The 20,848-nt window shown below is 62.9% G+C and carries 23 protein-coding genes and 1 riboswitch; of the genes, 12 read left to right on the forward strand and 11 right to left on the reverse strand.

Features of this window, described 5'->3' with window-relative positions; genetic code table 11:
* Nucleotides 1–56: 56 nt before the first annotated feature.
* The gene (locus tag F2982_RS15520; protein WP_112719453.1) at nucleotides 57–389 is read left to right on the forward strand and encodes a hypothetical protein; all 333 of its coding nucleotides are present in this window, start codon (nucleotides 57–59) and stop codon (nucleotides 387–389) included.
* Here the strand turns inward: F2982_RS15520 and F2982_RS15525 are convergent.
* Nucleotides 383–1,288: a LysR substrate-binding domain-containing protein gene (locus F2982_RS15525; RefSeq protein WP_203428371.1), complete on the reverse strand. Its 906-nt coding sequence runs from the start codon at nucleotides 1,286–1,288 to the stop codon at nucleotides 383–385. The two genes, F2982_RS15520 and F2982_RS15525, sit on opposite strands and share 7 nt — an antisense overlap.
* A 103-nt stretch (nucleotides 1,289–1,391) precedes the next feature.
* Here F2982_RS15525 and F2982_RS15530 point away from each other — a divergent pair, with 103 nt between their 5' ends.
* Nucleotides 1,392–1,595: a hypothetical protein gene (locus F2982_RS15530; protein ID WP_246777461.1), complete on the forward strand. Its 204-nt coding sequence runs from the start codon at nucleotides 1,392–1,394 to the stop codon at nucleotides 1,593–1,595.
* On the opposite strand, the gene xdhC is transcribed toward F2982_RS15530, so the two are convergent.
* The 8 genes from xdhC to F2982_RS15570 all read right to left on the reverse strand — a co-directional run bounded on the left by xdhC (nucleotide 1,574) and on the right by F2982_RS15570 (nucleotide 10,653).
* Complete coding sequence (gene xdhC / locus F2982_RS15535) at nucleotides 1,574–2,380, reverse strand: xanthine dehydrogenase accessory protein XdhC (protein ID WP_203428372.1); 807 nt, start codon at nucleotides 2,378–2,380, stop codon at nucleotides 1,574–1,576. The two genes, F2982_RS15530 and xdhC, sit on opposite strands and share 22 nt — an antisense overlap.
* A 207-nt stretch (nucleotides 2,381–2,587) precedes the next feature.
* Nucleotides 2,588–4,927, reverse strand: a complete 2,340-nt coding sequence (gene xdhB, locus F2982_RS15540; RefSeq protein WP_203428373.1) for a xanthine dehydrogenase molybdopterin binding subunit — start codon at nucleotides 4,925–4,927, stop codon at nucleotides 2,588–2,590.
* A gap of 177 nt (nucleotides 4,928–5,104) precedes the next feature.
* The gene (gene xdhA, locus F2982_RS15545) at nucleotides 5,105–6,571 is read right to left on the reverse strand and encodes a xanthine dehydrogenase small subunit (protein WP_203428374.1); all 1,467 of its coding nucleotides are present in this window, start codon (nucleotides 6,569–6,571) and stop codon (nucleotides 5,105–5,107) included.
* A gap of 30 nt (nucleotides 6,572–6,601) precedes the next feature.
* A complete protein-coding gene (locus F2982_RS15550; protein ID WP_203428375.1) occupies nucleotides 6,602–7,378 on the reverse strand; it encodes a 3-hydroxybutyrate dehydrogenase in 777 nt (258 codons plus the stop codon).
* Nucleotides 7,379–7,454: 76 nt separating this feature from the next.
* Entirely contained in the window at nucleotides 7,455–8,465 is a 1,011-nt protein-coding gene (locus F2982_RS15555; RefSeq protein ID WP_203430087.1) for an ABC transporter substrate-binding protein, read from the reverse strand.
* A 2-nt stretch (nucleotides 8,466–8,467) separates the two neighbouring features.
* The gene (locus tag F2982_RS15560) at nucleotides 8,468–9,232 is read right to left on the reverse strand and encodes an ABC transporter ATP-binding protein (RefSeq protein WP_203428376.1); all 765 of its coding nucleotides are present in this window, start codon (nucleotides 9,230–9,232) and stop codon (nucleotides 8,468–8,470) included.
* Complete coding sequence (locus F2982_RS15565) at nucleotides 9,229–10,017, reverse strand: ABC transporter permease (protein WP_203428377.1); 789 nt, start codon at nucleotides 10,015–10,017, stop codon at nucleotides 9,229–9,231. Before F2982_RS15565 ends, F2982_RS15560 begins: the two co-directional genes overlap by 4 nt.
* 27 nt (nucleotides 10,018–10,044) lie before the next feature.
* Nucleotides 10,045–10,653, reverse strand: a complete 609-nt coding sequence (locus F2982_RS15570; protein ID WP_130277749.1) for a YkoF family thiamine/hydroxymethylpyrimidine-binding protein — start codon at nucleotides 10,651–10,653, stop codon at nucleotides 10,045–10,047.
* Nucleotides 10,645–10,756: riboswitch (TPP riboswitch) on the reverse strand. It overlaps the preceding gene by 9 nt.
* 140 nt (nucleotides 10,757–10,896) lie before the next feature.
* Here F2982_RS15570 and glpK point away from each other — a divergent pair.
* The gene (gene glpK / locus F2982_RS15575; protein ID WP_203428378.1) at nucleotides 10,897–12,390 is read left to right on the forward strand and encodes a glycerol kinase GlpK; all 1,494 of its coding nucleotides are present in this window, start codon (nucleotides 10,897–10,899) and stop codon (nucleotides 12,388–12,390) included.
* Here glpK and F2982_RS15580 read toward each other — a convergent pair whose 3' ends face one another.
* Nucleotides 12,391–13,416, reverse strand: a complete 1,026-nt coding sequence (locus tag F2982_RS15580) for an acyltransferase family protein (RefSeq protein ID WP_203428379.1) — start codon at nucleotides 13,414–13,416, stop codon at nucleotides 12,391–12,393.
* A gap of 168 nt (nucleotides 13,417–13,584) precedes the next feature.
* Between F2982_RS15580 and F2982_RS15585 the strand changes: the two genes are divergently transcribed.
* Nucleotides 13,585–14,046 (forward strand): nuclear transport factor 2 family protein, encoded by a 462-nt coding sequence (locus F2982_RS15585; protein ID WP_130277752.1) that lies wholly within the window; start codon nucleotides 13,585–13,587, stop codon nucleotides 14,044–14,046.
* 12 nt (nucleotides 14,047–14,058) lie between these two features.
* Nucleotides 14,059–14,616: a TetR/AcrR family transcriptional regulator gene (locus tag F2982_RS15590; RefSeq protein WP_203430088.1), complete on the forward strand. Its 558-nt coding sequence runs from the start codon at nucleotides 14,059–14,061 to the stop codon at nucleotides 14,614–14,616.
* On the opposite strand, the gene F2982_RS15595 is transcribed toward F2982_RS15590, so the two are convergent.
* Nucleotides 14,606–15,559: a hypothetical protein gene (locus F2982_RS15595; RefSeq protein WP_203428380.1), complete on the reverse strand. Its 954-nt coding sequence runs from the start codon at nucleotides 15,557–15,559 to the stop codon at nucleotides 14,606–14,608. The genes F2982_RS15590 and F2982_RS15595 overlap by 11 nt on opposite strands.
* A 203-nt stretch (nucleotides 15,560–15,762) precedes the next feature.
* On the opposite strand from F2982_RS15595, the gene F2982_RS15600 reads away from it, so the two are divergent.
* The 7 genes from F2982_RS15600 (at nucleotide 15,763) to map (ending at nucleotide 20,729) form a co-directional block, all read left to right on the forward strand.
* Nucleotides 15,763–16,137: a YciI family protein gene (locus tag F2982_RS15600; RefSeq protein WP_130277755.1), complete on the forward strand. Its 375-nt coding sequence runs from the start codon at nucleotides 15,763–15,765 to the stop codon at nucleotides 16,135–16,137.
* Nucleotides 16,134–17,393 (forward strand): RNA polymerase sigma factor, encoded by a 1,260-nt coding sequence (locus tag F2982_RS15605; RefSeq protein ID WP_203428381.1) that lies wholly within the window; start codon nucleotides 16,134–16,136, stop codon nucleotides 17,391–17,393. Before F2982_RS15600 ends, F2982_RS15605 begins: the two co-directional genes overlap by 4 nt.
* Before the next feature lie 102 nt (nucleotides 17,394–17,495).
* Complete coding sequence (locus tag F2982_RS15610; RefSeq protein WP_203428382.1) at nucleotides 17,496–17,963, forward strand: SRPBCC family protein; 468 nt, start codon at nucleotides 17,496–17,498, stop codon at nucleotides 17,961–17,963.
* Between the two features lie 127 nt (nucleotides 17,964–18,090).
* On the forward strand, nucleotides 18,091–18,342 hold the full coding sequence (locus tag F2982_RS15615; RefSeq protein ID WP_203428383.1) for a type II toxin-antitoxin system prevent-host-death family antitoxin: 252 nt from the start codon (nucleotides 18,091–18,093) through the stop codon (nucleotides 18,340–18,342).
* Entirely contained in the window at nucleotides 18,342–18,767 is a 426-nt protein-coding gene (locus F2982_RS15620) for a type II toxin-antitoxin system VapC family toxin (RefSeq protein WP_348652507.1), read from the forward strand. Before F2982_RS15615 ends, F2982_RS15620 begins: the two co-directional genes overlap by 1 nt.
* 100 nt (nucleotides 18,768–18,867) lie before the next feature.
* Nucleotides 18,868–19,929, forward strand: a complete 1,062-nt coding sequence (locus tag F2982_RS15625) for an LLM class flavin-dependent oxidoreductase (RefSeq protein WP_203430089.1) — start codon at nucleotides 18,868–18,870, stop codon at nucleotides 19,927–19,929.
* A 41-nt stretch (nucleotides 19,930–19,970) separates the two neighbouring features.
* A complete protein-coding gene (map, locus tag F2982_RS15630) occupies nucleotides 19,971–20,729 on the forward strand; it encodes a type I methionyl aminopeptidase (RefSeq protein ID WP_203428384.1) in 759 nt (252 codons plus the stop codon).
* The last annotated feature ends 119 nt before the right edge of the window (nucleotides 20,730–20,848 follow it).

Consider the following 20,848-nt stretch of genomic DNA (forward strand, 5'->3'; position numbering starts at 1 on the left):
CCGTGATGCGGTGAGATGCGCGTTGCGGCGGGGCATGCATCGATGGAGATGTGCCCATGCGAAGCATATTGGCGTGCGTAATGATTGCCTTTGCCTCCGGTGCTCTGGCGCATGATGCGCCTTCCGGATGGTCTTATGATCCATTCTGTTGCAATGGCGACAGCCAGACCGGCGATTGCCAGATGATCCCGTCAAAGAGCGTCACGGTGACGCCGAACGGTTACCGGGTGACGCTGGTGCCGGGCGACCACCGGCTCGTCACACGCTACCACGTCTTCCTGCTGCCGCTGACCAAGGCGATGCATTCCGGCGATGGCGATTATCACCTCTGCCTGTTTCCGAACGAGGATACGCCGCGCTGCTTCTATGCGCCTGAAATGGGCTATTGAGCCGGCAGCTTGCTGCCGTGCATCTCGGTCATGATCCAGTTTCTGAAGGCCTTGATCTTGGGGACGTTGCGGCGGTTTTCCGGGTAGGCCAGCCAATAGCCGCGGCCATCCGTGCATTGCAGCTCGAAGGGACGGATCAGCTTGCCGCTGGCAAGCTCGTCCGGGTAGAAATCCGGCGTCAGGATGGCGACGCCCTGACCGGCGACGGCGGCTGAGGCTTCATAGGCCTGGGCACCGTAGAAGCTCGTCGCCCGTGTCTTCAGGTTCGACGTCGGAACGCCCGCCGCTTCCAGCCACTGGTGCCACCAGGGGTCGGTGGTGTCGAAGATCCTGAGCTTCAGGAGATCAGCCGGTTCGTGGACGCCGCCGATGGTTTCGGCGAGGGCCGGGCTCAGCATTGGCGTGAAATAGACATCCATCAGCTTCTCGGCGCGCAGGCCCGGCCATTCGCCGGTGCCCGAGCGGATGCCGATGTCGAAGGCCTCGCGGCCGAGATCGACAAGCGTATCGGAGGTGTTGATGCGCACCGCGACATTCGGATGGTCGAGCTGGAAGAGGCCGACGCGGCGCGCCAGCCATTGCGAGGCGAAGGTGGCGAGACAGGTGATCTGCAGCGTCACTTCGGTTTCGCCGCGCGCTTCAGCCACCGCGAGCTGCAGCATCTCGAAGGCCTCGGTGACCTGCGGCGCCAGCCTTTCGGCTGTCTCCGTCAGGCTGATCTGCCGCGGGCGGCGCAGGAACAGCGGCTCGCCGACATTCTCTTCCAGCAGCTTCACCTGGTAGCTGACGGCCGTCTGGGTCATGCCGAGCTCCTCGCCGGCCTTGGTGAAACTGCCATGCCGGGCAACGGCCTCGAAGACGCGCAGCGCATTCAGCGGGAACTGTTTCGACAGCTTCATGGATAAGCTCTCTTTATGCATGGAGATGATCGTTCGATTGGAATTGCAGCATTTTCAGGCGCAGACTGCAAGTCATACCATCAACTGAATGAAGGTGACTGTCATGAAGGACTCAACGATCGAACGCAGTGAGCTGCACAATGAGCTGCCGGCGCGCGCACTTGTCTCCCGTTTCCGGGCATGGGTCTACCGCACGTTCGTGTATTCCTCGCGGCTCGACGTCGACACCATGCCCGACCGGGTCAGGCGCGATCTCGGGTTCCTGGATGGCCGGGAACCGCGCGATTATTTCGAGCGCTGGCCATAAGCTGCCAGCGCCGCCAGAATCTCGGCGGCGGTCATGGCGGCGATCACCTCCGGGCGCTTGTCGCGCACGGCAGAGCCGCCGATTGGCAGGGTGAGGCGGGCGAGTGACGCCTTCTCGCCGCCCTCGCGCGAAAGCCAGCTTGAGAAGGTGGCGCGCTTGGTCGCCGAGCCGATCATGCCGGTATAGGCGAGGTCGGTTCGCGCAAGCGCTTCGCGGGCAATCAGGAAATCGAGGGCGTGGTCGTGGGTCAGGATGGCGATCGCGGAGCCTGCGGGGATCGCCGCGATCAGGGCTTCCGGCATCGCCGTCAGTTTCGTCGCGGTCTCGGCAGGCAGGTTTGCCAGTTCTTCCTGGCGGGTCTCGATGACGGTGACCGCAAGCGGCAGCGGGGCGAGGGCCACGGCGAGGGCGCGGCCGACATGGCCGGCGCCGAAGAGATAGACGGCGGGGCGGTGTTCGGCTTCGCCGATATGCTTTGCTTCAAGTTCGTTCAGAACGTCATCCGTCACCCTACGGAAACGCAATTGCGTGCGGCCGCCGCAGCATTGGCCGATCTCCGGGCCGAGCGGGATGTCCATCGTCTCGGTGCCGCTATTTTCCAGCAGGTTGCGGGCGTTTTCTATCGCCAGATATTCGAACTGGCCGCCGCCGATCGTGCCCCAGATGGCGGTGGGCGAGACCAGCATGAAGGTGCCGGTCTCGCGCGGGGTGGAGCCCTGGGTGCCGGTGATCTCGATGAGGACGGTATTGAGGTGGGTGGTGAGAAAGGTGTGGAAGTCGGTCATTGGTTGACGGATAGGTTTGTGGGTAGGTTACCCCCTCTGTCCTGCCGGACATCTCCCCCACAAGGGGGAGATCGGCAAGAAGCACGGGTTTCCCCAAACAATGGATGTCAGAGTATTGCTGTGGCGCGAGCGGATGCGCCCAGCCGATCTCCCCCTTGTGGGGGAGATGCCCGGCAGGGCAGAGGGGGTAGGCCACAACCACCGCCCTCAAACCATCTTCATCCGCTCGACCGCCATCAGCACCCGCTCCGGGGTCGCCGGCGCATCCAGGCGAGGGCAGACCTTGTAATCCGCCACACTCGCCACCGCCATCGACAGCGCCTCAAGCACCGAGATCGCCAGCATGAACGGCGGTTCGCCGACGGCCTTGGAGCGGCCTATCGTGGCTTCCTTGTTTTCCGACCATTCGGCCAGCTTGACGTTGAAGACCTTCGGGCGGTCGGAGGCGAGCGGGATCTTGTAGGTGGAGGGAGCATGGGTGCGCAGCCGCCCCTTGTCGTCCCACCAGAGCTCTTCCGTCGTCAGCCAGCCCATGCCCTGCACGAAGGCACCCTCGACCTGGCCGATATCGATCGCCGGGTTGAGCGAGCGGCCGACATCGTGGAGGATATCGGTGCGGTCGATGAGATATTCGCCGGTCAGCGTATCGATCGTCACCTCGGTGCAGGATGCGCCATAGGCGAAGTAGTAGAAGGGCGTGCCGCGGCCGGCGGCGCGGTCCCAGTGGATTTTCGGGGTCTTGTAGAAACCGGCGGCCGAAAGCTGGACGCGGGCGAAATAGGCCTGCTTGACGAAATCCGGAAAGGGGATCTCGGTCTCGCCGACGCGCACCCGGTTCGGCAGGAAGATGACGTCGGCGGGATCGACGCTCCATTTTTCGGCGGCAAAGGCGACGAGGCGCTCCTTCAGCTGCCGGGCGGCGTCATAGGCGGCCATGCCGTTGAGGTCGGAGCCGGAGGAGGCGGCCGTCGCCGAGGTGTTCGGCACCTTGCCCGTCGTGGTCGCGGTGATCTTCACCCGGTCGATATCGACCTGGAAGCTGTCGGCCAGAACCTGCGCCACCTTGGTATAGAGACCCTGGCCCATCTCGGTGCCGCCATGGTTCAGGTGGATCGAGCCGTCCTGATAGATGTGGACGAGGGCGCCTGCCTGGTTGAAGGCGGTCATGGTGAAGGAGATGCCGAATTTCACCGGCGTCAGCGCGATGCCCTTGCGGATGTAGCGGCTGTCGCGATTGAAGCTGATGATGGCGTTGCGGCGGGCCTGATAATCGGCACTGTCCTCGAGTTCGCCGACGATGCGCTCGAGAATGCTGTCTTCGACTTCCTGGTGATAGGGCGTCAGCGTGCGGCCGGAGCCAGGCTGGCCGTAGAAGTTCAGCTTGCGGACTTCGAGCGGATCCTTGCCGGTGGCATAGGCGATCTCCTCGATGAAGCGCTCGGCGCCGAGCATGCCCTGCGGACCGCCGAAACCGCGGAAGGCGGTGTTGGAGACGGTGTGCGTCTTCAGCGGCTTCGATTGCAGATGTACATGCGGATAGAAATAGCTGGAATCGGCATGGAAGAGGGCGCGGTCGGTGACCGGGCCTGAGAGGTCGGATGAGAAGCCGCAGCGCGCCGCATAGGTGGCGTCGACGGCATGGATGCGGCCTTCGTCGTCGAAGCCGAGTTCGTAATCGACGAGGAAGTCGTGGCGCTTGCCTGTCGCTGTCATGTCCTCGTCGCGGTCGGGGCGGAATTTGACGGCGCGCTTCAGTTTCTTGGCGGCAATTGCGGCAAGGGCGGCAAACTGGTTGCCCTGCGTTTCCTTGCCGCCGAAGCCGCCGCCCATGCGGCGCACGTTCACGGTGACGGCGTTGGAGGGAATGTTGAGCACATGGCCGACGATATGCTGGATCTCGCTCGGATGCTGCGTCGAGGACCAGAGGGTGACCTCGTCGTCCTCTCCGGGGATCGCCATGGCGATATGGCCCTCGAGATAGAAATGCTCCTGACCGCCGATGCGCATCTGGCCGCGCAGCCGATGCTTCGCATTGTCCATCTCGGCCTTCGCCTCGCCGCGCTTCAGCGTCATCGGCGTGATGACCAGCGGGCTGCCATTTTCCAGCGCGCCGTCGATATCGCTCCAGTGCGGCAGATCGCGATATTCGATCTTCGCCTTGCGGGCGGCATGGCGGGCGGCGTCGCGGGTTTCGGCAATGACGGCGAAGATCGGCTGGCCGTGGAACTCGACTTTGCTTTCGGCAAGCAGCGGCTCGTCATGGCTGCCGTTCGAGGAGACGTCGTTGATGCCCGGCACGTCCTTGCCGGTGAAGACGAGGACGACGCCGGGGTGGCGGCGGACTTCGGAGAGATCCATGCTGAGGATATCGGCGTGCGCCCGGTCGGAGGTGCCGAGAGCGCCGTGCAGGAGACCTGCGGGTTCGGGAATATCGTCGATATAATCGGCGCTTCCGGTGACATGCTTATGCGCTGAATCATGTTTCAGCGACCCATGCATCGGGCCGGAGATCATGGCTTTTGGATTTTCGAAGGTGGATTTATCCATGATGAGACTCCACGGCGCAGGTCGGTGCGCGTGGCCCCCTCATCCGCCCTTCGGGCACCTTCTCCCCGCTGGGGAGAAGGGGGAACGAGACGGCGCCGCACATCCCTTCTCCCCTCGGGGAGAAGGTGCCCGAAGGGCGGATGAGGGGGCTGTTTGCGCAGATGCTCACGATGTTCATCACGCCACCCCCTCGAACCGCTTGAGTTCCACCGGCGTGCCCACCGTCTCCAGATAAAACCGCGTCAGCAGGTTCCGCGCCGTCAGCTGGCGGTACTCCGCCGTGGCGCGCCAGTCGGAGAGCGGCTGAAAATCCGCGTCGAAGGTGTCGCGGGCGGCGTCGATGGTGGCTTCGGTCCAGGGCTTGCCGAGCAGGTCGGATTCGACTGTGCGGGCGCGCTTGGGGATGCCGGCCATGCCGCCGAAGGCGATGCGGATATCGTGGACGTCGCCGTTGTCGTCGAGCGTCAGGTAGAAGGCGCCGAGAACGGCGGTGATGTCCTCGTCGCGGCGCTTGGTGATCTTGTAGACGGCGAAATGCGTGCCCTCGGCCGGGTAGGGCACGAAGACGCTCTCGACGAATTCGCCGGCTTTGCGGTCCTGTCTGCCATAGGCGATGAAATAGTCTTCGAGCCGCAGCATGCGGGTGCCTGATGCCGAGCGCAGCTTCACGGTGGCGCCGAGCGCGATCAGCGGCGGCGGGCTGTCGCCGATCGGCGAGCCGTTGGCGATATTGCCGCCGATCGTGCCCATGTTGCGCACCTGCTCGCCGCCGATGCGGTTGATCAGGCCGGCGAGCGCCGGCACCTTCTTGGCCAGCACTTCGAAGGCCTTGGTGTAGGTGACGCCGGCGCCGAAGGTCACGCCGCCCTCGGTCACCTTGATCGCCTGTAGTTCGCTGAGGTGATTGATGAAGACGACCGGGGTGAGCGCGCGCATCTGCTTCGTCACCCAGAGACCGACATCGGTGGAACCGGCGACGATGGTCGCGGTGGGTTCTTCGGCGAGAATGCGGGCCAGCCCCTCGACGGAGCCCGGGATGACCAGCTTGCCTGCGTCAGAGGTAATGGTGATCGTCTCGCGCGGCTGCAGCGCCCAGAGGCGGGCGACGATATCGGAGCGGGTCTTTTCGAGGGGATCAAAGAGCGTGCTCGGCCGCGCCCTGGCGATCGCTTCCGCCGCCTTGACGATCGGCTCGTAGCCCGTGCACCGACAGAGGTTGCCCTGCAGCGCCTTTTCGATCTGCGGGCGGCCGGGCTTTTCGCTGGAAAGCCAGAGACCGTAGAGGGACATCACGAATCCAGGCGTGCAGAAGCCGCATTGCGAGCCGTGGAAATCGACCATCGCCTGCTGCACCGGATGCAGCGTGCCATCCTTGGCGGCCAGATGCTCGACGGTCACGACATGGGTGCCGTTCAGCGAGCCCATGAAGCGGATGCAGGCATTGACGGATTCATAGGCGAGCTTGCCGTCGACGAGACGGCCGATCAGCACCGTGCAGGCGCCGCAATCGCCTTCGGCGCATCCTTCCTTCGTGCCGGTCAGCCGGCGCCTCAAACGCAGAAAATCGAGAAGCGTTTCGGTCGGCCGGACATCTCTGAGCGTGATGTCCTCGCCATTGAGGATGAAGCGGATGGCGTCGTTCATGATGTTCCTTATTCTTGTTTTTCTAAATGGTTATGCCGCAGTCCAGCCCCCGTCAATCGAGATATGCGTGCCGGTCACTTGGCGGGCATCGTCGCTTGCGAGGTAGAGCGCCAGCGCGCCGATCTCCTCGGCCTTGACGAATTCATGCGTCGGCTGCGCCTTCAGGATCACCTCGGTCTTCACCTGCTCCTCGGTCATGCCGCGGGCCTTGGCCGTATCTGGAATCTGCTTCTCGACCAGCGGCGTCAGCACGTAGCCGGGGCAGATGGCGTTGACGGTCACGCCCGACTCAGCGAGCTCGAGTGCCGCCGTTTTCGTCAGTCCTAATATACCATGTTTCGCCGCCACGTAGGCGGATTTGAACGGCGAGGCGACGAGGCCGTGGGCGGAGGCGATATTGATGATGCGGCCATGCTTCTTCGCCTTCATGTGCGGAATGGCCGATCGCATCGTATGGAAGGAGCTCGAGAGATTGATGGCGATGATCTGGTCCCACTTGTCGACGGGGAAGTCCTCGATCTTCTCGACATGCTGGATACCGGCATTGTTGACGAGGACGTCGACCGTTCCGAAGGTTTTCGCTGCAGTCTCGATCAGGTCGGCGATCTCGGCGGGCTTGGTCATGTCGGCCGGATGGTAGAGGGCGCGGCCCTCTGAAAGTGATTCAAGCCGCTCGGTGATCGCCTTGATTTCTTCGGCTTTTCCGAAGCCGTTGATGACGACGTTGTCGCCCTTGCCGGCAAAGGCGGTGGCGATCGCCAGGCCGATGCCGCTGGTGGAGCCGGTGACGACGACGGTTCTTTTCATAAGCGCTTCTCCTTGGTCCGGGTTGGACCAAGGTTATGCGCAAAGCCTTGCGGCTGACAATCGCCGAATGGCGTTCTCAGCTTCCGGCGAGAAGCGTCGTGGTGAAGGCGGCGGCAAAATCCGGGCGCGCGGTCAGCACCTTGCCATCGGCATCCTTCAAAATGCCGGCGTCGAACAGGTAATCGCCGATCGCTTTCATCTTTGCCGGGTCGATGGCACCGGCCTTGCCGGGGGCGGTGCGCAAATAGCCGTCGGAGGCTAGCGTTTTCAGCGATGCCTTGACGAGGTCCGGATTGGTGAGCGCGCCGTCCGTTCCCTTGATCAGGATATCGGCTGCTTCATCCGGATGATCGGCGGCGAATTCATAGCCGCGTCGCGTCGCCTGCATGAAGGGGCGGGCGAGATTGGGCTTTTCCGAGAGATAGGCGCTGCTGGTGCCGAGGAGCGCGGTGTGTTCATCCGGCACGCCGTAATCGGCATAGACGAAGGCGCGCTGGGCCTTCTTCTCGAGCTCGGCCTGAACGCCTTCCCAGGTATAGACTTCGAGCGTGAAATCGACAGCGCCATTGTCGAGCGCCTGATAGGCGGAAGTGCCGAGCGTCACGGTCTCGAACTCGCCCTTGCCGCCGGCGTTCCTGATCATCGAGCCGAGCAGGGCATTTTCCCAGGCGCTGCCGAAGCCGCCATAGGTCTTGCCGTCGAGATCCTTCGGCGTCTTGATGTCGGTGCGGTCCCCCTTGAAGACGACGCGGCCGGTCTCCTTCTGGACGATCGCGAAAGTGCCGACGAGATCGGCACCGGCGGCGCGCTGGGTCATCAGGCCGATCGAGTCGAGCACGCCGAAATCGGCGACGCGGCTGGCGACGAGGGTTGCGGCAGAGGTGTCGGTATAGGGGAGAATGTCGACCTCGATGCCGGCGTCGCGGTAGAAATTCTTCTCCCGGGCGACGTAGAGGCCGATGTGATTGGTGTTCGGCGTCCAGTCGAGGGCGACCGAGACCTTGGGGCTTGCGGCGCGGACGGCAAGCGGTGCGGCGGTCAAGGCGAGAATGCCTGCAAGCGCCGTGCGGCGGGTGATGATCGGCATGGTCATGGTTCGGCTTCTCCTTCGAAGAGCGTTGTGAGAATGCGGTTTTCGATTGCGATGATCTCGGCCTGATGCTTTCCCGGTTCCGTTCGCGGCCGGGGCAGGCGGACGTCGATTTCGAGGGCGACGCGGGCGGGGCGGGGCGAGAAGACGTAGATGCGGTCGGAGAGCAGCACGGCTTCGCGCACGTCATGGGTGATCAGGACTACCGAGAGGCCACGGCGGGCAGAGAGCGCCTCGAGGAAACGCTGCATCTTCAGCCGCGTCAGCGCATCGAGGGCGCCGAAGGGTTCGTCGAGCAGCAGGATGGGGCGCTGCTGCACCACCGTGCGCAGCAGGGCGGCGCGCTGGCGCATGCCGCCGGAGAGTTCATGCGGCCAGCTGTTCTCGAAGCCGGCGAGGCCGAATTCCGCGAGCAGCGGCTCGATCTGGCACCTAGCCTCGCGGCGGGGCATGCCAGATATCTCCAGGCCGAGTGCGGCATTGTCGATCAGCCGCCGCCAAGGCATCAGCGCATCGCGCTGCGGCATGAAGGCGAAGGGGCGTTCGGCGGCGTCGAGCGGCTGGCCGTTCATGCGGATGCTGCCGGCGGATGCGGTGGCGCTGCCTGTCAACAGCCGGAAGAGTGTCGATTTGCCGGCGCCGGAGGGGCCGAGGACGGATATGAATTCGCCCTGCTTCAGGTGCAGCGAGATGCCGGCGAGCACATCGATATTGCCGAGGCGGCAACTGAGGTTTTCGATGTCGAGAAGGGACGCGCTGCTCATTCCGGGTCATCCTCGTTTGCCCGGTGCCAGGGCATGGTGAGGCGCTCGGCGAGGACCGCGAGTGAGAACAGCAAGAGCGTCAGCAGCGCGCTGACGAGGACGGCTGCAAGCACGAGATCGGCGCGGAAATTGTTCTTGGCGTTGAGGATGTAGATGCCGAGCCCGCGGGCGGCCCCGGCATATTCGGCGAAGATGGCGCCGACGACGGCATAGGTGATCGATATCCTGAGACCGGCGAAGAAATAGGGCAGCGATGACGGCAGGCGGGCGGCGCAGAAGCGCTTCCAGCGCGAGGCGCCCATGGTCGTCAGCAGTTCCTCGATCTCCGGCTCGGTTGCGGCATAGCCGCGTGTGAGGGCCACAAGCATCGGAAAGAAGGTGACGAGGGCGACCAGCAGGATTTTCGGCAGCAGGCCGAAGCCAAACCAGAGGACGATGAGCGGCGCTATGGCGACGAGCGGCAGCGTCTGGCTGATGACGAAGACAGGCATCAGCGCCGAGCGCAGGCGCGGCACGAAATCGATCAGCACCGAAAACACGAAGGCGATGAGGAGGGAGGCCGCGAAACCCGCCAGTGTCGCCTGCAATGTCGGCCAGCTGTTTGCCAGCAGTGCTGCGCGTTCGGCAAAGGCCTGGGCGAGAACGCGCGAGGGTGCGGGCAGCGTCGCGGGCGGGAGGCCGGCGATGCGCACATAGCTTTCCCAGGCGGCGAGTAGGGCGCCGACGGAGAGGATGGCGGGAAGAAAACGGGCGGCAAGGCCCGGCAACCGGACAGATCTCGGCATCGGCAGGATCCTGACGTGACGCTGGGATCAGACGGCGGAGGGGCTGTTGGCCGATACGGTGAGATCGATCGTCACATGGCCGTTCGGCGGCCCGAAGCGGACGAAGGCTTCGTGGATCGTTGCGAAGACCGCGCCGGCATCGCCCTTGACGCGGGTGCAGAAATTCTTCGAGCGGTCGAAGACGCCTGAGTTCTTCAGGAAGTCGATGCAGCCGTAGATCTCTTCCATGTGATCGCCGGTGCCCATGACATAGAGCGAGAACTGCGCGGCTGCATGGCGGCCGGTGACCGGGGCGGAAGCGACCGCTTCGAGAGCCGACGCCTTGCGCTCGGCAAGCGGCAGGACCGGGCCGGTAAGGGCTTCGGTGTGGCACATGGGATCATCGGGCTCGCCGGGGCAGCCGCGGGAGATGGTGGCGCGCAGCACCGCGTGGATGCCGTCTGCCGAGCCCGCAACATAGAGATCGCGCATGGCGGCGAAGACGATATCGGGCGTGCCAACGATCAGCGTCGAGATGTCGTCGGTCTCGATCCTGAGCTTTTCGCGATAGGGATCAAGTGCCGGAAGGGCAGACAGGATGACGTCGACGAAACGGTCGGTCATCGGGTAAAGGGAAATTTGTGCGCCAGAAAACATCGCTCGCCTCGCTCCGCTGGTATTATCCAGATCAGCTAAAGAGTTTGAGGCCATGCCAGCCGCATCTCAGCCCCGGCTATACGGAGCACCCCTGTCGTTGGCACCTTTTAAACACGCGCCGCGCGGCTTGTAAAGCGGCGATCTGACGAGGGGCAAAATTGCGCTCGGCTTTCTTTTCCCTTTCGTTTCTGCCTCTTAAATGATCTATCTGAAAGCATCAGAGCTTCATGGAAGGGGGCAGGGATGAGCGGATATGTTCTGGCGATCGATCAGGGCACGACGTCGACACGGGCGATCGTGTTCGATGGCGAGATGAAGATCGCAGGCGTGGGCCAGAAGGAGTTCACGCAGATCTATCCGCGCTCGGGATGGGTGGAGCATGACCCTGAGGAAATCTGGGATTCCGTCGTTTCGACGATCCAGATGGCGCTGCGCGAAGCGAAGGTGAAGGCGACTGACATTGCCGCATTGGGGATCACCAACCAGCGCGAGACCGTCGTCGTCTGGGAGCGGGAAACCGGCAAGCCGATCCAGAATGCCATCGTCTGGCAGGACCGGCGCACGGCGAGCTATTGCGAAAACCTGAAGCGCCAGGACCTCGAGAAGATCTTCACCAGGAAGACCGGCCTGATCCTCGATCCTTATTTCTCGGGCACCAAGCTCTCCTGGATGCTCGCCAATGTGAAGGGTGCGCGCGCCCGCGCCGCCAAGGGCGAACTCTGCTTCGGCACGATCGACACGTTCCTGATCTGGCGGCTGACCGGCGGCAAGAGTTTCGTCACCGACGCGACCAATGCCTCGCGCACGCTGATGTATAACATCGCCGAGAACGAATGGGACAAGGACCTGCTGGAGATCCTGCGCGTTCCCGCCGCCATGCTGCCGGAGGTGAAGGACTGCTCTGCCGATTTCGGCATCGTCGAGAAGTCGATCCTCGGCGCCGAGATCCCGATCCTCGGAGTTGCCGGCGACCAGCAGGCGGCAACGATAGGCCAGGCCTGCTTCGAGCCTGGCATGCTGAAATCCACCTATGGCACCGGCTGCTTCGCGCTTTTGAATACCGGCTCCGACATGGTGCGTTCGAAGAACCGGCTGTTGACGACGATCGCCTACCGGCTGGACGGCGAGACGACCTATGCCTTGGAGGGATCGATCTTCATCGCCGGAGCGGCCGTCCAGTGGCTGCGCGACGGTCTCGGCATCATCGACACGGCCGGCGAGACCGGCAAGCTCGCCGAGAATGCCGATCCCTCGCAGGAGGTCTATCTGGTGCCGGCGTTCACCGGTCTCGGCGCGCCGCATTGGGATCCGAAGGCGCGCGGGGCAATCTTCGGCCTGACACGCAACAGCGGCCCGGCGGAATTCGCCCGCGCTGCGCTGGAAGCCGTCTGCTACCAGACCCGCGATCTGCTCGATGCGATGCAGAAGGACTGGAAGAACGGCAGCGACGACACGGTGCTGCGCGTCGATGGCGGCATGGTCGCCTCCGACTGGACGATGCAGCGGCTCTCCGACCTGCTCGACGCGCCCGTCGACCGGCCGGTGATCCTGGAGACGACGGCGCTGGGGGCAGCCTGGCTCGCCGGCAGCCGTGCCGGTGTCTGGCCCGACCGCAAGAGTTTCTCGGCTAACTGGAAGCGCAACCGCCGCTTCGAGCCTGACATGGATGAGAAGACCCGTTCCGCCAAGCTCAAGGGGTGGAAGAATGCGGTGAAGCGGACGCTGAGCGATGCCTGATCAGGCCGCCGCCACCGCCCGCTCGCGCCTGATCGGCGGGCTGTAGAGCCAGCTGGCGCCTGCGCGGTCGGCGGCTGCCTTGATTGCCAGCGACAGCGTGATGGCGGTGACGCAGATCAGCGGTGCCGCGAGATAGCCGATCGATGGTGACGGCTCGACGAGGGTGGCGATCAGGCCGGCTATGCCCGCGACAATCATTACATGGGTGACGTAGACCGGCAGCGTGTTGCGGCCGAAATAGGAAAAGACGTCGCGCAGCGCCTTCAGCCGCGACATCAGCACGGCCATGCCGCACAGCCATGAGAGACCGGCGATCGACGAGGCGAAGGCCCAGAGGCCGGGCTCGATCGGCTGCAGGCGGCTGCGCAGCGCCAGCAGCAGGATGAATGCGGCGAAGCCACCGGCTGCGAAGGGGAGAGGGCGCTCGGTCAGCGTTTCGGCGATCAGCCTGCCATACCAGCAGCCGAAGGCGAAGAAGACGAAATATTGCAGCACATTGCGGTGGGTGAAGAGCTCGATCGGCAGATAGCCGCCGAAGGTGAGGATCGAGAGAATCGTGCCGACGGCGATGACCGGGATGCGCGGCGCCGAGGAGAGCAGCTTGGTGACGGTCATGAAGATCGCCAGCGCCCAGATGAACCAGATGCCGGTATTCGGCGCCCACCACATTTCGATGAGCTGATAGGAATCCGACCCCTCCGAGGGCACGAGGCCGTTGGTGTGGACATAGCGGAAATAAAGCCAGCGCGCCGTGCTCCAGACGCCGAACAGCCAGACGAAGGTCCAGATCTTCTTCCTAAAGAAATCCGGCCATGTGGCCCGCATCGCCGAAGCGGCCAGGAAACCCGACACCGAGAAGAACAGGGGCATGCGGATCGGCGCCATGATGTTGCTGATCTTGGTGTAGAGGGCCGGGGCCATCTCGTGGAAGTTCAGGTAGAGCAGGGTGTGGTAGACGACCACGAGGATGATCGAGAGGCCCTTGGCGATATCCAGCCATTCGATGCGGGTCTTCTGCTGGTGCATGGTTTCCCCTTCCGATTGTGCGCTGCGGCAGGAACAAACCGTCCAATTGCGTCAGAAACGTGGGCGCGACGGCATTCTTCTATCCGTGCGCGAATGCCGCAGGCGCGTCCCTTGCTTCCTCTGTACTGATAAGTACAATACGTTCCTATTGGTACAGGAGATATGACAATGACTGCACTTATCCCCCCATTCACGCTTGAAACCGCCACCCAGAAGGTGCGCCTTGCCGAGGACGGCTGGAACAGCCGCAATCCGGAAAAGGTGTCGCTGGCCTACACGCCCGACAGCGCCTGGAGAAACCGCGCCGAGTTCGTCAACGGCCGGCCGGAGATCGTTGCCTTCCTAAGCCGCAAGTGGGCCAAGGAGCTGGATTACCGGCTGATCAAGGAGCTCTGGGCGTTCCGCGAAAACCGCATCGCCGTACGCTATGCCTATGAATGGCACGACGACAGCGGCAACTGGTTCCGCTCCTATGGCAACGAGAATTGGGAATATGATGCCGACGGCTTGATGCAGCGCCGTTTCGCCTGCATCAACGACATGCCGATCAAGGAATCGGACCGCAAGTTCCACTGGCCGCTCGGCCGCCGTCCGGATGACCATCCGGGGCTGTCAGAGCTCGGCCTCTAAGGACGCAAGGCTCTGAAAACCGTCTACGAACGCCGCGATGTCGTGCCCCTGCTTGCCGAGATCTTCCGGGAACTCGGCTATGAGGGCGCGACGCTCAGCCGGATCACCGAACGCACCGGGATCGGTAAGGGCAGCCTCTATCATTTCTTCCCCGGCGGGAAGGAAGAGATGGCGGCTGCCGTTCTCGTGGAGGTCGATCGCTGGTTCGAGGATTTCATCTACGAGCCGCTGCGCCGCGATGAGCCCTCGGCTGCGATCGAGGCGATGTGGCGCGGCGTCGACGATTATTTCCGCTCCGGAGGGCGCATCTGCCTCGTCGGCGCCTTTGCGCTCGATGGCACGCGCGAGCGTTTCAGCGAGGCGATCAACGGTTACTTCCGGCGGTGGGTGGATGCGCTCGTAGGCGCTCTTCTCCGCAGCGGGGTAGAGCAGGGTATTGCACAGCAGGAGGCGGAGGCCGCGGTTCTCGGTATCCAGGGCGCGCTGGTTCTGTCGCGCGCCCTCGACGATCATCATGTCTTCCGCCGGGCGATTGCCGGGATGAAGACGAGGCTTTCGGCTACTTCTTGAGCCAAGGGCTCTTCGTGCTCCAGAAGATGACGCTGGCGCCGAGATAGTCGTTGGCGAAAGCGGTGAATTCTTCCTTGGTGAAGGGCTTCCTGGTCTGCGGGTTCCTGTAGGTCAGCGTCGGCTCCTGCACGGCCATGCCGACATAGGCGAGCTTGCCCTTGTACTGGTTGAAGAACGGATAGGAGTTCTTCATCTGCGCCTTGCGGTTCGGCACGATATCGGGGCCGCCGAGGCCGATATTGTTCTTCGCCGCGAAGTCGAACAGACGGCTCATGTATTTGTGGTCGTTTTCCCATTCGCAGGGCCAGAAGTTGACATACTGGACCACCATCGACTTTGAGAACGCCCTGCGGGCGAAGCCGAGATTTTCCATCTCGCCAGCGAAATAGGCATCGCAGGAGAAATCCTTCGGCTCGTTCTTCGGATCGAGATCGATCGAGGTCTCCGGCAGGTTGATGCCGTAGACGCGGCCATCGAACTTGGCGGCAAGCGCCGAGATCAGCGCCTGGTAGCGCTCCCGCACCGCCGGGTTCCACTGCTGCGCCACCCAGCCGGAACCGATGCCCTTGTTTTCGCCGGGATTGTCGAATTGCGGGGCGAGGCCGCCGCCATATTCGGCGCCTTCGAGCATGTAGTCGGGGATGTTGCGGGCCTTGGGGCTGAAGAAGCGGTCCTGCACCTGGATGAACAGCTTCTTGTTCAGGCTCTCGGCGATCGCCAGGTCCTTCTCGATCGGCGAGAAGTCGTATTCGCCCTTGGTCTTCTCCAGCATCTTCCAGTTATAGACCACCTGCGCGCCGCCGATATCGGCGCGCGACAGCAGGTCCTTGAGGCCGTCGAGTTCACCGGCGCCGGTATAGATGAAATTCTGGGGCGCTGCGGAAGCGGCAGTGGCTGCGCCCGCAAGTGCGGCAGCCAGGAACAGGCTTTTGAAAAGATGCATGTTTCGTCCTGAAATATGAAGTTGGAAATCCAGCCGCGCGAGAAATCGGAGCCGAAGGTGGCAACTCGATGGCGAAAGCCCGAGTGCCCGATACAATCCCCAATGCTAATTTTGCCCCACGGCTCATTTGTGAAGCGTAATTTTTTGCTGCGCCCTGTCGGATGGCGGGTTACTCCTTCGTCATTGAGGAAGAGGAGTAACAGATGCTTTATGCGATCCTTTGCTATGCCAACGAAGAAACCGTCTTCTCCTGGTCGAAGGAGGAGGAGGATGCCGTCATGGCGAAGCTCTACGCCGTGCAGGAGCCGCTCGCCAAGTCCGGCAAGCTCGGCCCGACCGGGCGGCTGATGCCGACGACGTCGGCCACGACGCTGCGCAAGGGCAAGGAAGAGCCGCTGGTGCTCGACGGTCCGTTTGCCGAAACCAAGGAAGCGCTGCTCGGCTTCTACTGCATCGATTTCGACACGCTGGACGAGGCGATCGCCTTCGCCAAGGAGCTGTCGGCCGTCAATCCGGGTTCGACCTCTTACGAGATCCGCCCCTTCTACGTGTTCCATCCGGGAGATAAAGCCACATGACAGACATTGCCTGGATCGACGTGACGCTGGCTTCTGCCCGGCCGAAGGCGCTGGGCGCGCTGCTTCGCTATTTCCGCGATCTCGATATCGCGGAAGAGGCCTTTCAGGAGGCCTGCCTGCGCGCCATCCGCACCTGGCCGGACAAGGGCCCGCCACGCGATCCGACGGCATGGCTGATCTTCGTCGGCCGCAACAGCGGCATCGACGCGGTGCGCAAGCAGAAGAAGACGCAGGCGCTGCCGGATGAGGAGCTGATCTCCGATAGAGAGGATGCCGAGAGCGATATCGCCGACCGGCTGGATGAATCCAACTACCGCGACGACATCCTGCGCCTGCTCTTCATCTGCTGTCATCCGGATCTGCCGGCGACGCAGCAGATTGCGCTCGCCCTGCGCATCGTCTCGGGCCTTTCGGTGCAGCAGATCGCCAAGGCGTTTCTCGTCGGCGAGAGCGCCATGGAGCAGCGCATCACCCGTGCCAAGGCGCGTGTCGCCAAGGCCGGCGTTCCCTTCGAAACGCCGGGGCCGGAGGAGAGGGCGGAGCGGCTGACCATCGTCTCGACGATGATCTATCTGGTCTTCAACGAGGGCTATTCGCAGGGCGACCCGAAACGCGATGCGGCCGCGTTTGCCGACGAGGCGATCCGTCTCGGGCGGCTGATGCTGCGGATCTTTCCGGCCGAGCCGGAGACCATGGGCCTGCTGGCGCTGATGCTGCTGCAGATTTCGCGGCGCGATGCGCGCTTCGACGGCAATGGCGAGCTGGTTCTTCTGGAGGATCAGGACCGCAGCCGCTGGAACCATGCACTGATCAACGAGGCGCTGAACCTGCTCGACAAGGCGATCCGTCACCGCCAGCCGGGACCGTATCAGCTGCAGGCGGCGATCGCCGCCATCCATTCCCGCGCCAAGCGCGCCGAGGATACCGATTGGGAAGAGATCGAGATCCTCTACCGGGTGCTGGAGCGGGTGCAGCCGTCGCCCGTCATCACGCTCAACCGCGCCGTTGCCGTCGCCAAGCTCAAGGGGCCGGAGGAGGCCTTGGCGCTGGTCGATACGCTTGCCGAAAAGCTCGACGGCTATTTCTATTTCCATGGGCTGCGCGGCGGATTGCTGAAGCAGATGGGCGAGGTGCGCCGCGCCCGCGAATCCTTCGACCGGGCGATCGCGCTCGCCAATTCGGCGGCGGAAGCCGCCCATATCCGCCTGCAGCTCGACAAGCTGCAGAACGAGCAGGCGATGCCCGCCGTCAGATAATTTTCGGAAAATCATCAGGCGATGTCGGAACCGAGGATGCTGCGGCGTCCTTGTAACAACCTGAGGAGAAACAGGTTTGGCTTCAACAGGAGGAATGCCGAAATGACCGCCACGACGCAACACGAACTGGTTCTCGTCCGCGAGATGGATGTGCCGCGCGAGAAGATCTACAAGGCCTGGACCGACGAGAATTCGATCAAGGAATGGTTCGTTCCGAAGCCCTGGAGCATCGCCGAAGCCAAGCTCGATGTGCGCCCGGGTGGCTCCAGCTACATCGTCATGCAGGATCCCGACGGCAACAAATATCCGAATTCCGGCGTCTATCTGGAGCTCGTCGAAAACGAGAAGATCGTCTTCACCGATGCCTATACCAGCGCCTGGGTGCCCTCGGAAAAGCCCTTCTTCACCGGCGTCATCCTGCTCGAAGATCTCGGCAACGGCCGCACCAAGTACACCGCCAAGGCGCTGCACTGGCGCGCCGAGGACAAGGATGCTCATGAGAAGATGGGTTTTCACGAAGGCTGGGGCACCGTCGCAGACCAGCTTGAGGAGTACCTGAAGCGCGGCTGACGCACTTCAAGCGGGCGCTGAAGCGGCTTCGATTCCGATTCCGCCGGCGCCCGCAAGCCGTTGAATTTGGATTCGGATTGATGGATGCACAGATATGTAGTAACGTATCTACATTGAGGTGTTTGACATGACCGTGATGACCAGCAGGGAATTCAATCAGGATAGCAGCGGCGCTAAGAAGGCAGCAGCCGACGGGCCTGTTTTTATCACTGACCGCGGAAAGCCCTCGCATGTCCTGCTGACCATCGAAGAGTATACGGCTCTAAAAAAAACAAAGCCGAGCATTGTCGATTTGCTGTCCATGCATGATGTTGCCGACATCGAGTTCGATCCGCCAAAGCTCGATGAGCTGGGCGCCAAACCTGTCGACTTTTCCTGATGTATCTTCTCGATACCAATGTTGTTTCCGAGATAAAGAAAGCCGGAAGCGGAAGAGAGAATATCGATGTCGTCAATTGGGTTCGCGGTGTTGCGGATGAGCTGCTCTATCTGTCTGCAATAACTCTTTTCGAACTCGAGGTTGGCGCTTTGCAGGTCGCACGCCGGGATCCTCGCCAGGGGCAGGCACTTCGAGCGTGGATCGATGGCGGCGTTCGCCAAGCTTTCAGGGGGCGAATACTTTCGGCAGGCGAGGGAGTGGCGTTGCGGGCGGCGGCATTCAACGTCCCCAACCCAAAGCCGATGCATGATGCATTCATTGGTGCCACTGCCGCAGAGCATGGATTGTCGCTTGTGACCCGCAATGTCCGCGATTTCCAGGGCATGGGAGTCCAGATCATCAATCCCTGGGATCTCACGGCCTAACTCACCCATCAACTTTATCGAACGATCCGTTCCAGAATTTCCGTTTGCCCGGGGGCTTGCCGATCCTTATCTGAGAGGCAAGTTCAATAGGATGCCGATGATGGAACTGGGCCTTTATACTTTTGCCGACGTCAATCCCAACCCGGGCCGCAGAAAGGGCGCGGAAGGGGCGGAGCGGTTGAAGCATCTGATCGAGGAAATCGAGCTCGCCGATCAGGTCGGCCTCGATGTCTTCGGGCTTGGCGAACATCACCGCCCTGATTATGCCGCCTCGGTTCCGGCCATGGCGCTTGCCGCAGCGGCGGTGAAGACCAAGAACATCCGGCTGACGAGTGCGGTCACCGTCCTGTCGTCCGATGATCCCGTGCGCGTCTTCCAGCAATTTGCGACGCTTGATCTCATCTCGGACGGCCGTGCAGAGATCATGGCCGGGCGCGGCTCCTTCATCGAATCCTTTCCGCTGTTCGGCTACAATCTCGAAGATTACGACCAGCTCTTCGAAGAGAAGCTCGATCTCCTGATGGCGCTGCGCGAGGGCGAAGTGGTCAACTGGAAGGGCGAACTTCGGGCGCCGATCAATGGTCGCGGCGTCTATCCGCGCCCGCTGCAGGATCCGCTGCCGCTGTGGATCGCCGTCGGCGGCACACCGCAATCGGTGGCGCGGGCCGGTGCGATGGGCCTGCCGGTGGCGCTGGCGATCATCGGTGGGGAATATCCGCGTTTTGCGCCGCTCCTCGAACTTTATCGCGAGGCGGCGCGCCGGGCAGGGCAGGATGCCTCGAAGCTGAAAACGAGCATCAACGTCCACGGCTTCATTGCCGATACGACGGAAGCGGCCGCCGACCAGTTCTACGGGCCGCAGGCCGAAGTGATGAACCGCATTGGCCGCGAGCGCGGCTGGGGACCGACGAACCGGGCGCATTTCGACATGGCGCGCGGGCCGACCGGCAATCTCTTCCTCGGCGATCCGGAACTGGTAGCCGAGAAGATCGTTGCGGCTCACAACGTCTTCAAGAACGACCGCTTCCTGCTGCAGATGGCGATCGGCCTGATGCCGCACGACCAGATCATGCGCGGCATCGAGCTTTACGGCACGAAAGTCGCGCCGCTTGTCAGAAAGGCATTGACTGGGGCAGGCGAAGGGGCGAAAGCCACGGCCTGAACCCGCAAGGCCAGCCGCCTTGGCGGCAGCCGGGATGAACGATGGTAATCGAGAACGACGACGAACTGGAAAGGCTGAAGGAAATCGGACGGATCTGCGCCAACGCGATCCAGGTGATGTCCGCAGCGCTGGAGCCAGGGATCACTACACTCGAGCTCGATCAGATCGGCCGCAAGGTGCTTGAGGATGCCGGTGCGCGTTCGGCGCCGGAATTCTGCTACCAGTTTCCGGGTGCGACCTGCATCAGCGTCAACGAGGAAATCGCCCACGGCATTCCCGGCCCGCGGGTGATCCGCCCCGGCGATCTCGTCAATATCGATGTTTCGGCCGAGAAGAACGGCTTCTTTGCCGATACCGGCGCCTCCTTCACCGTGCCGCCCGTCAAGCCGAAGATCGAGCGGCTTTGCCGCGATGGCAAGCGGGCGCTGTTCGTCGGTCTCAACCAGATCAAGGCGGGCGAGCCGCTCGCCAAGATCGGCAATGCCGTCGGCGCCTTTGCGGCGAAGAACCGCTATACGCTGGTTGCCAATCTGGCGAGCCACGGCGTCGGCCGTTCGCTGCATGAGGAACCAGGCGAGCTCTCGACCTGGCCGGATCCTTCCGAAAAGCGGATCATGACCGAAGGCCTGGTCTTCACCGTCGAGCCCTTCCTGTCGCTCGGCGCCACCTGGGCTGAAGGCGGCGACGATGCCTGGACGCTCTACGCCGATCCCCAGGCGCCGACCGTGCAGTACGAACACACCGTCGTTGCGACGCGCAACGGACCGCTGATCCTGACGCTGCCGGATCTGGCAGCTTAAGAGCTTCATCCTTTCGGCGGCCGGGCTCCGCCTCTACCCGTTCTTTCGTCCGAATATCCGGCGGCCTACCGCCTATGGCCAGTTAGCGGGCGCAGCAATTCCGGGTTACCGCTTGGTAT

The organism is Rhizobium sp. BG4 (assembly GCF_016864575.1).
GTDB lineage: Bacteria > Pseudomonadota > Alphaproteobacteria > Rhizobiales > Rhizobiaceae > Rhizobium.

Coding starts and splice junctions, on each gene's coding strand:
- map (WP_203428384.1), top strand. CDS start 19,971: ATGGTAATCGAGAACGACGACGAACTGGAAAGGCTGAAGGAAATCGGA.
- F2982_RS15595 (WP_203428380.1), bottom strand. CDS start 15,559: ATGCATCTTTTCAAAAGCCTGTTCCTGGCTGCCGCACTTGCGGGCGCA.
- F2982_RS15580 (WP_203428379.1), bottom strand. CDS start 13,416: ATGCACCAGCAGAAGACCCGCATCGAATGGCTGGATATCGCCAAGGGC.
- F2982_RS15605 (WP_203428381.1), top strand. CDS start 16,134: ATGACAGACATTGCCTGGATCGACGTGACGCTGGCTTCTGCCCGGCCG.
- F2982_RS15600 (WP_130277755.1), top strand. CDS start 15,763: ATGCTTTATGCGATCCTTTGCTATGCCAACGAAGAAACCGTCTTCTCC.
- glpK (WP_203428378.1), top strand. CDS start 10,897: ATGAGCGGATATGTTCTGGCGATCGATCAGGGCACGACGTCGACACGG.
- F2982_RS15610 (WP_203428382.1), top strand. CDS start 17,496: ATGACCGCCACGACGCAACACGAACTGGTTCTCGTCCGCGAGATGGAT.
- F2982_RS15525 (WP_203428371.1), bottom strand. CDS start 1,288: ATGAAGCTGTCGAAACAGTTCCCGCTGAATGCGCTGCGCGTCTTCGAG.
- F2982_RS15530 (WP_246777461.1), top strand. CDS start 1,392: ATGAAGGACTCAACGATCGAACGCAGTGAGCTGCACAATGAGCTGCCG.
- F2982_RS15625 (WP_203430089.1), top strand. CDS start 18,868: ATGGAACTGGGCCTTTATACTTTTGCCGACGTCAATCCCAACCCGGGC.
- F2982_RS15520 (WP_112719453.1), top strand. CDS start 57: ATGCGAAGCATATTGGCGTGCGTAATGATTGCCTTTGCCTCCGGTGCT.
- xdhC (WP_203428372.1), bottom strand. CDS start 2,380: ATGACCGACTTCCACACCTTTCTCACCACCCACCTCAATACCGTCCTC.
- F2982_RS15620 (WP_348652507.1), top strand. CDS start 18,342: ATGTATCTTCTCGATACCAATGTTGTTTCCGAGATAAAGAAAGCCGGA.
- F2982_RS15615 (WP_203428383.1), top strand. CDS start 18,091: ATGACCGTGATGACCAGCAGGGAATTCAATCAGGATAGCAGCGGCGCT.
- F2982_RS15555 (WP_203430087.1), bottom strand. CDS start 8,465: ATGCCGATCATCACCCGCCGCACGGCGCTTGCAGGCATTCTCGCCTTG.
- F2982_RS15550 (WP_203428375.1), bottom strand. CDS start 7,378: ATGAAAAGAACCGTCGTCGTCACCGGCTCCACCAGCGGCATCGGCCTG.
- F2982_RS15570 (WP_130277749.1), bottom strand. CDS start 10,653: ATGTTTTCTGGCGCACAAATTTCCCTTTACCCGATGACCGACCGTTTC.
- F2982_RS15560 (WP_203428376.1), bottom strand. CDS start 9,232: ATGAGCAGCGCGTCCCTTCTCGACATCGAAAACCTCAGTTGCCGCCTC.
- F2982_RS15565 (WP_203428377.1), bottom strand. CDS start 10,017: ATGCCGAGATCTGTCCGGTTGCCGGGCCTTGCCGCCCGTTTTCTTCCC.
- F2982_RS15585 (WP_130277752.1), top strand. CDS start 13,585: ATGACTGCACTTATCCCCCCATTCACGCTTGAAACCGCCACCCAGAAG.
- xdhA (WP_203428374.1), bottom strand. CDS start 6,571: ATGAACGACGCCATCCGCTTCATCCTCAATGGCGAGGACATCACGCTC.
- xdhB (WP_203428373.1), bottom strand. CDS start 4,927: ATGGATAAATCCACCTTCGAAAATCCAAAAGCCATGATCTCCGGCCCG.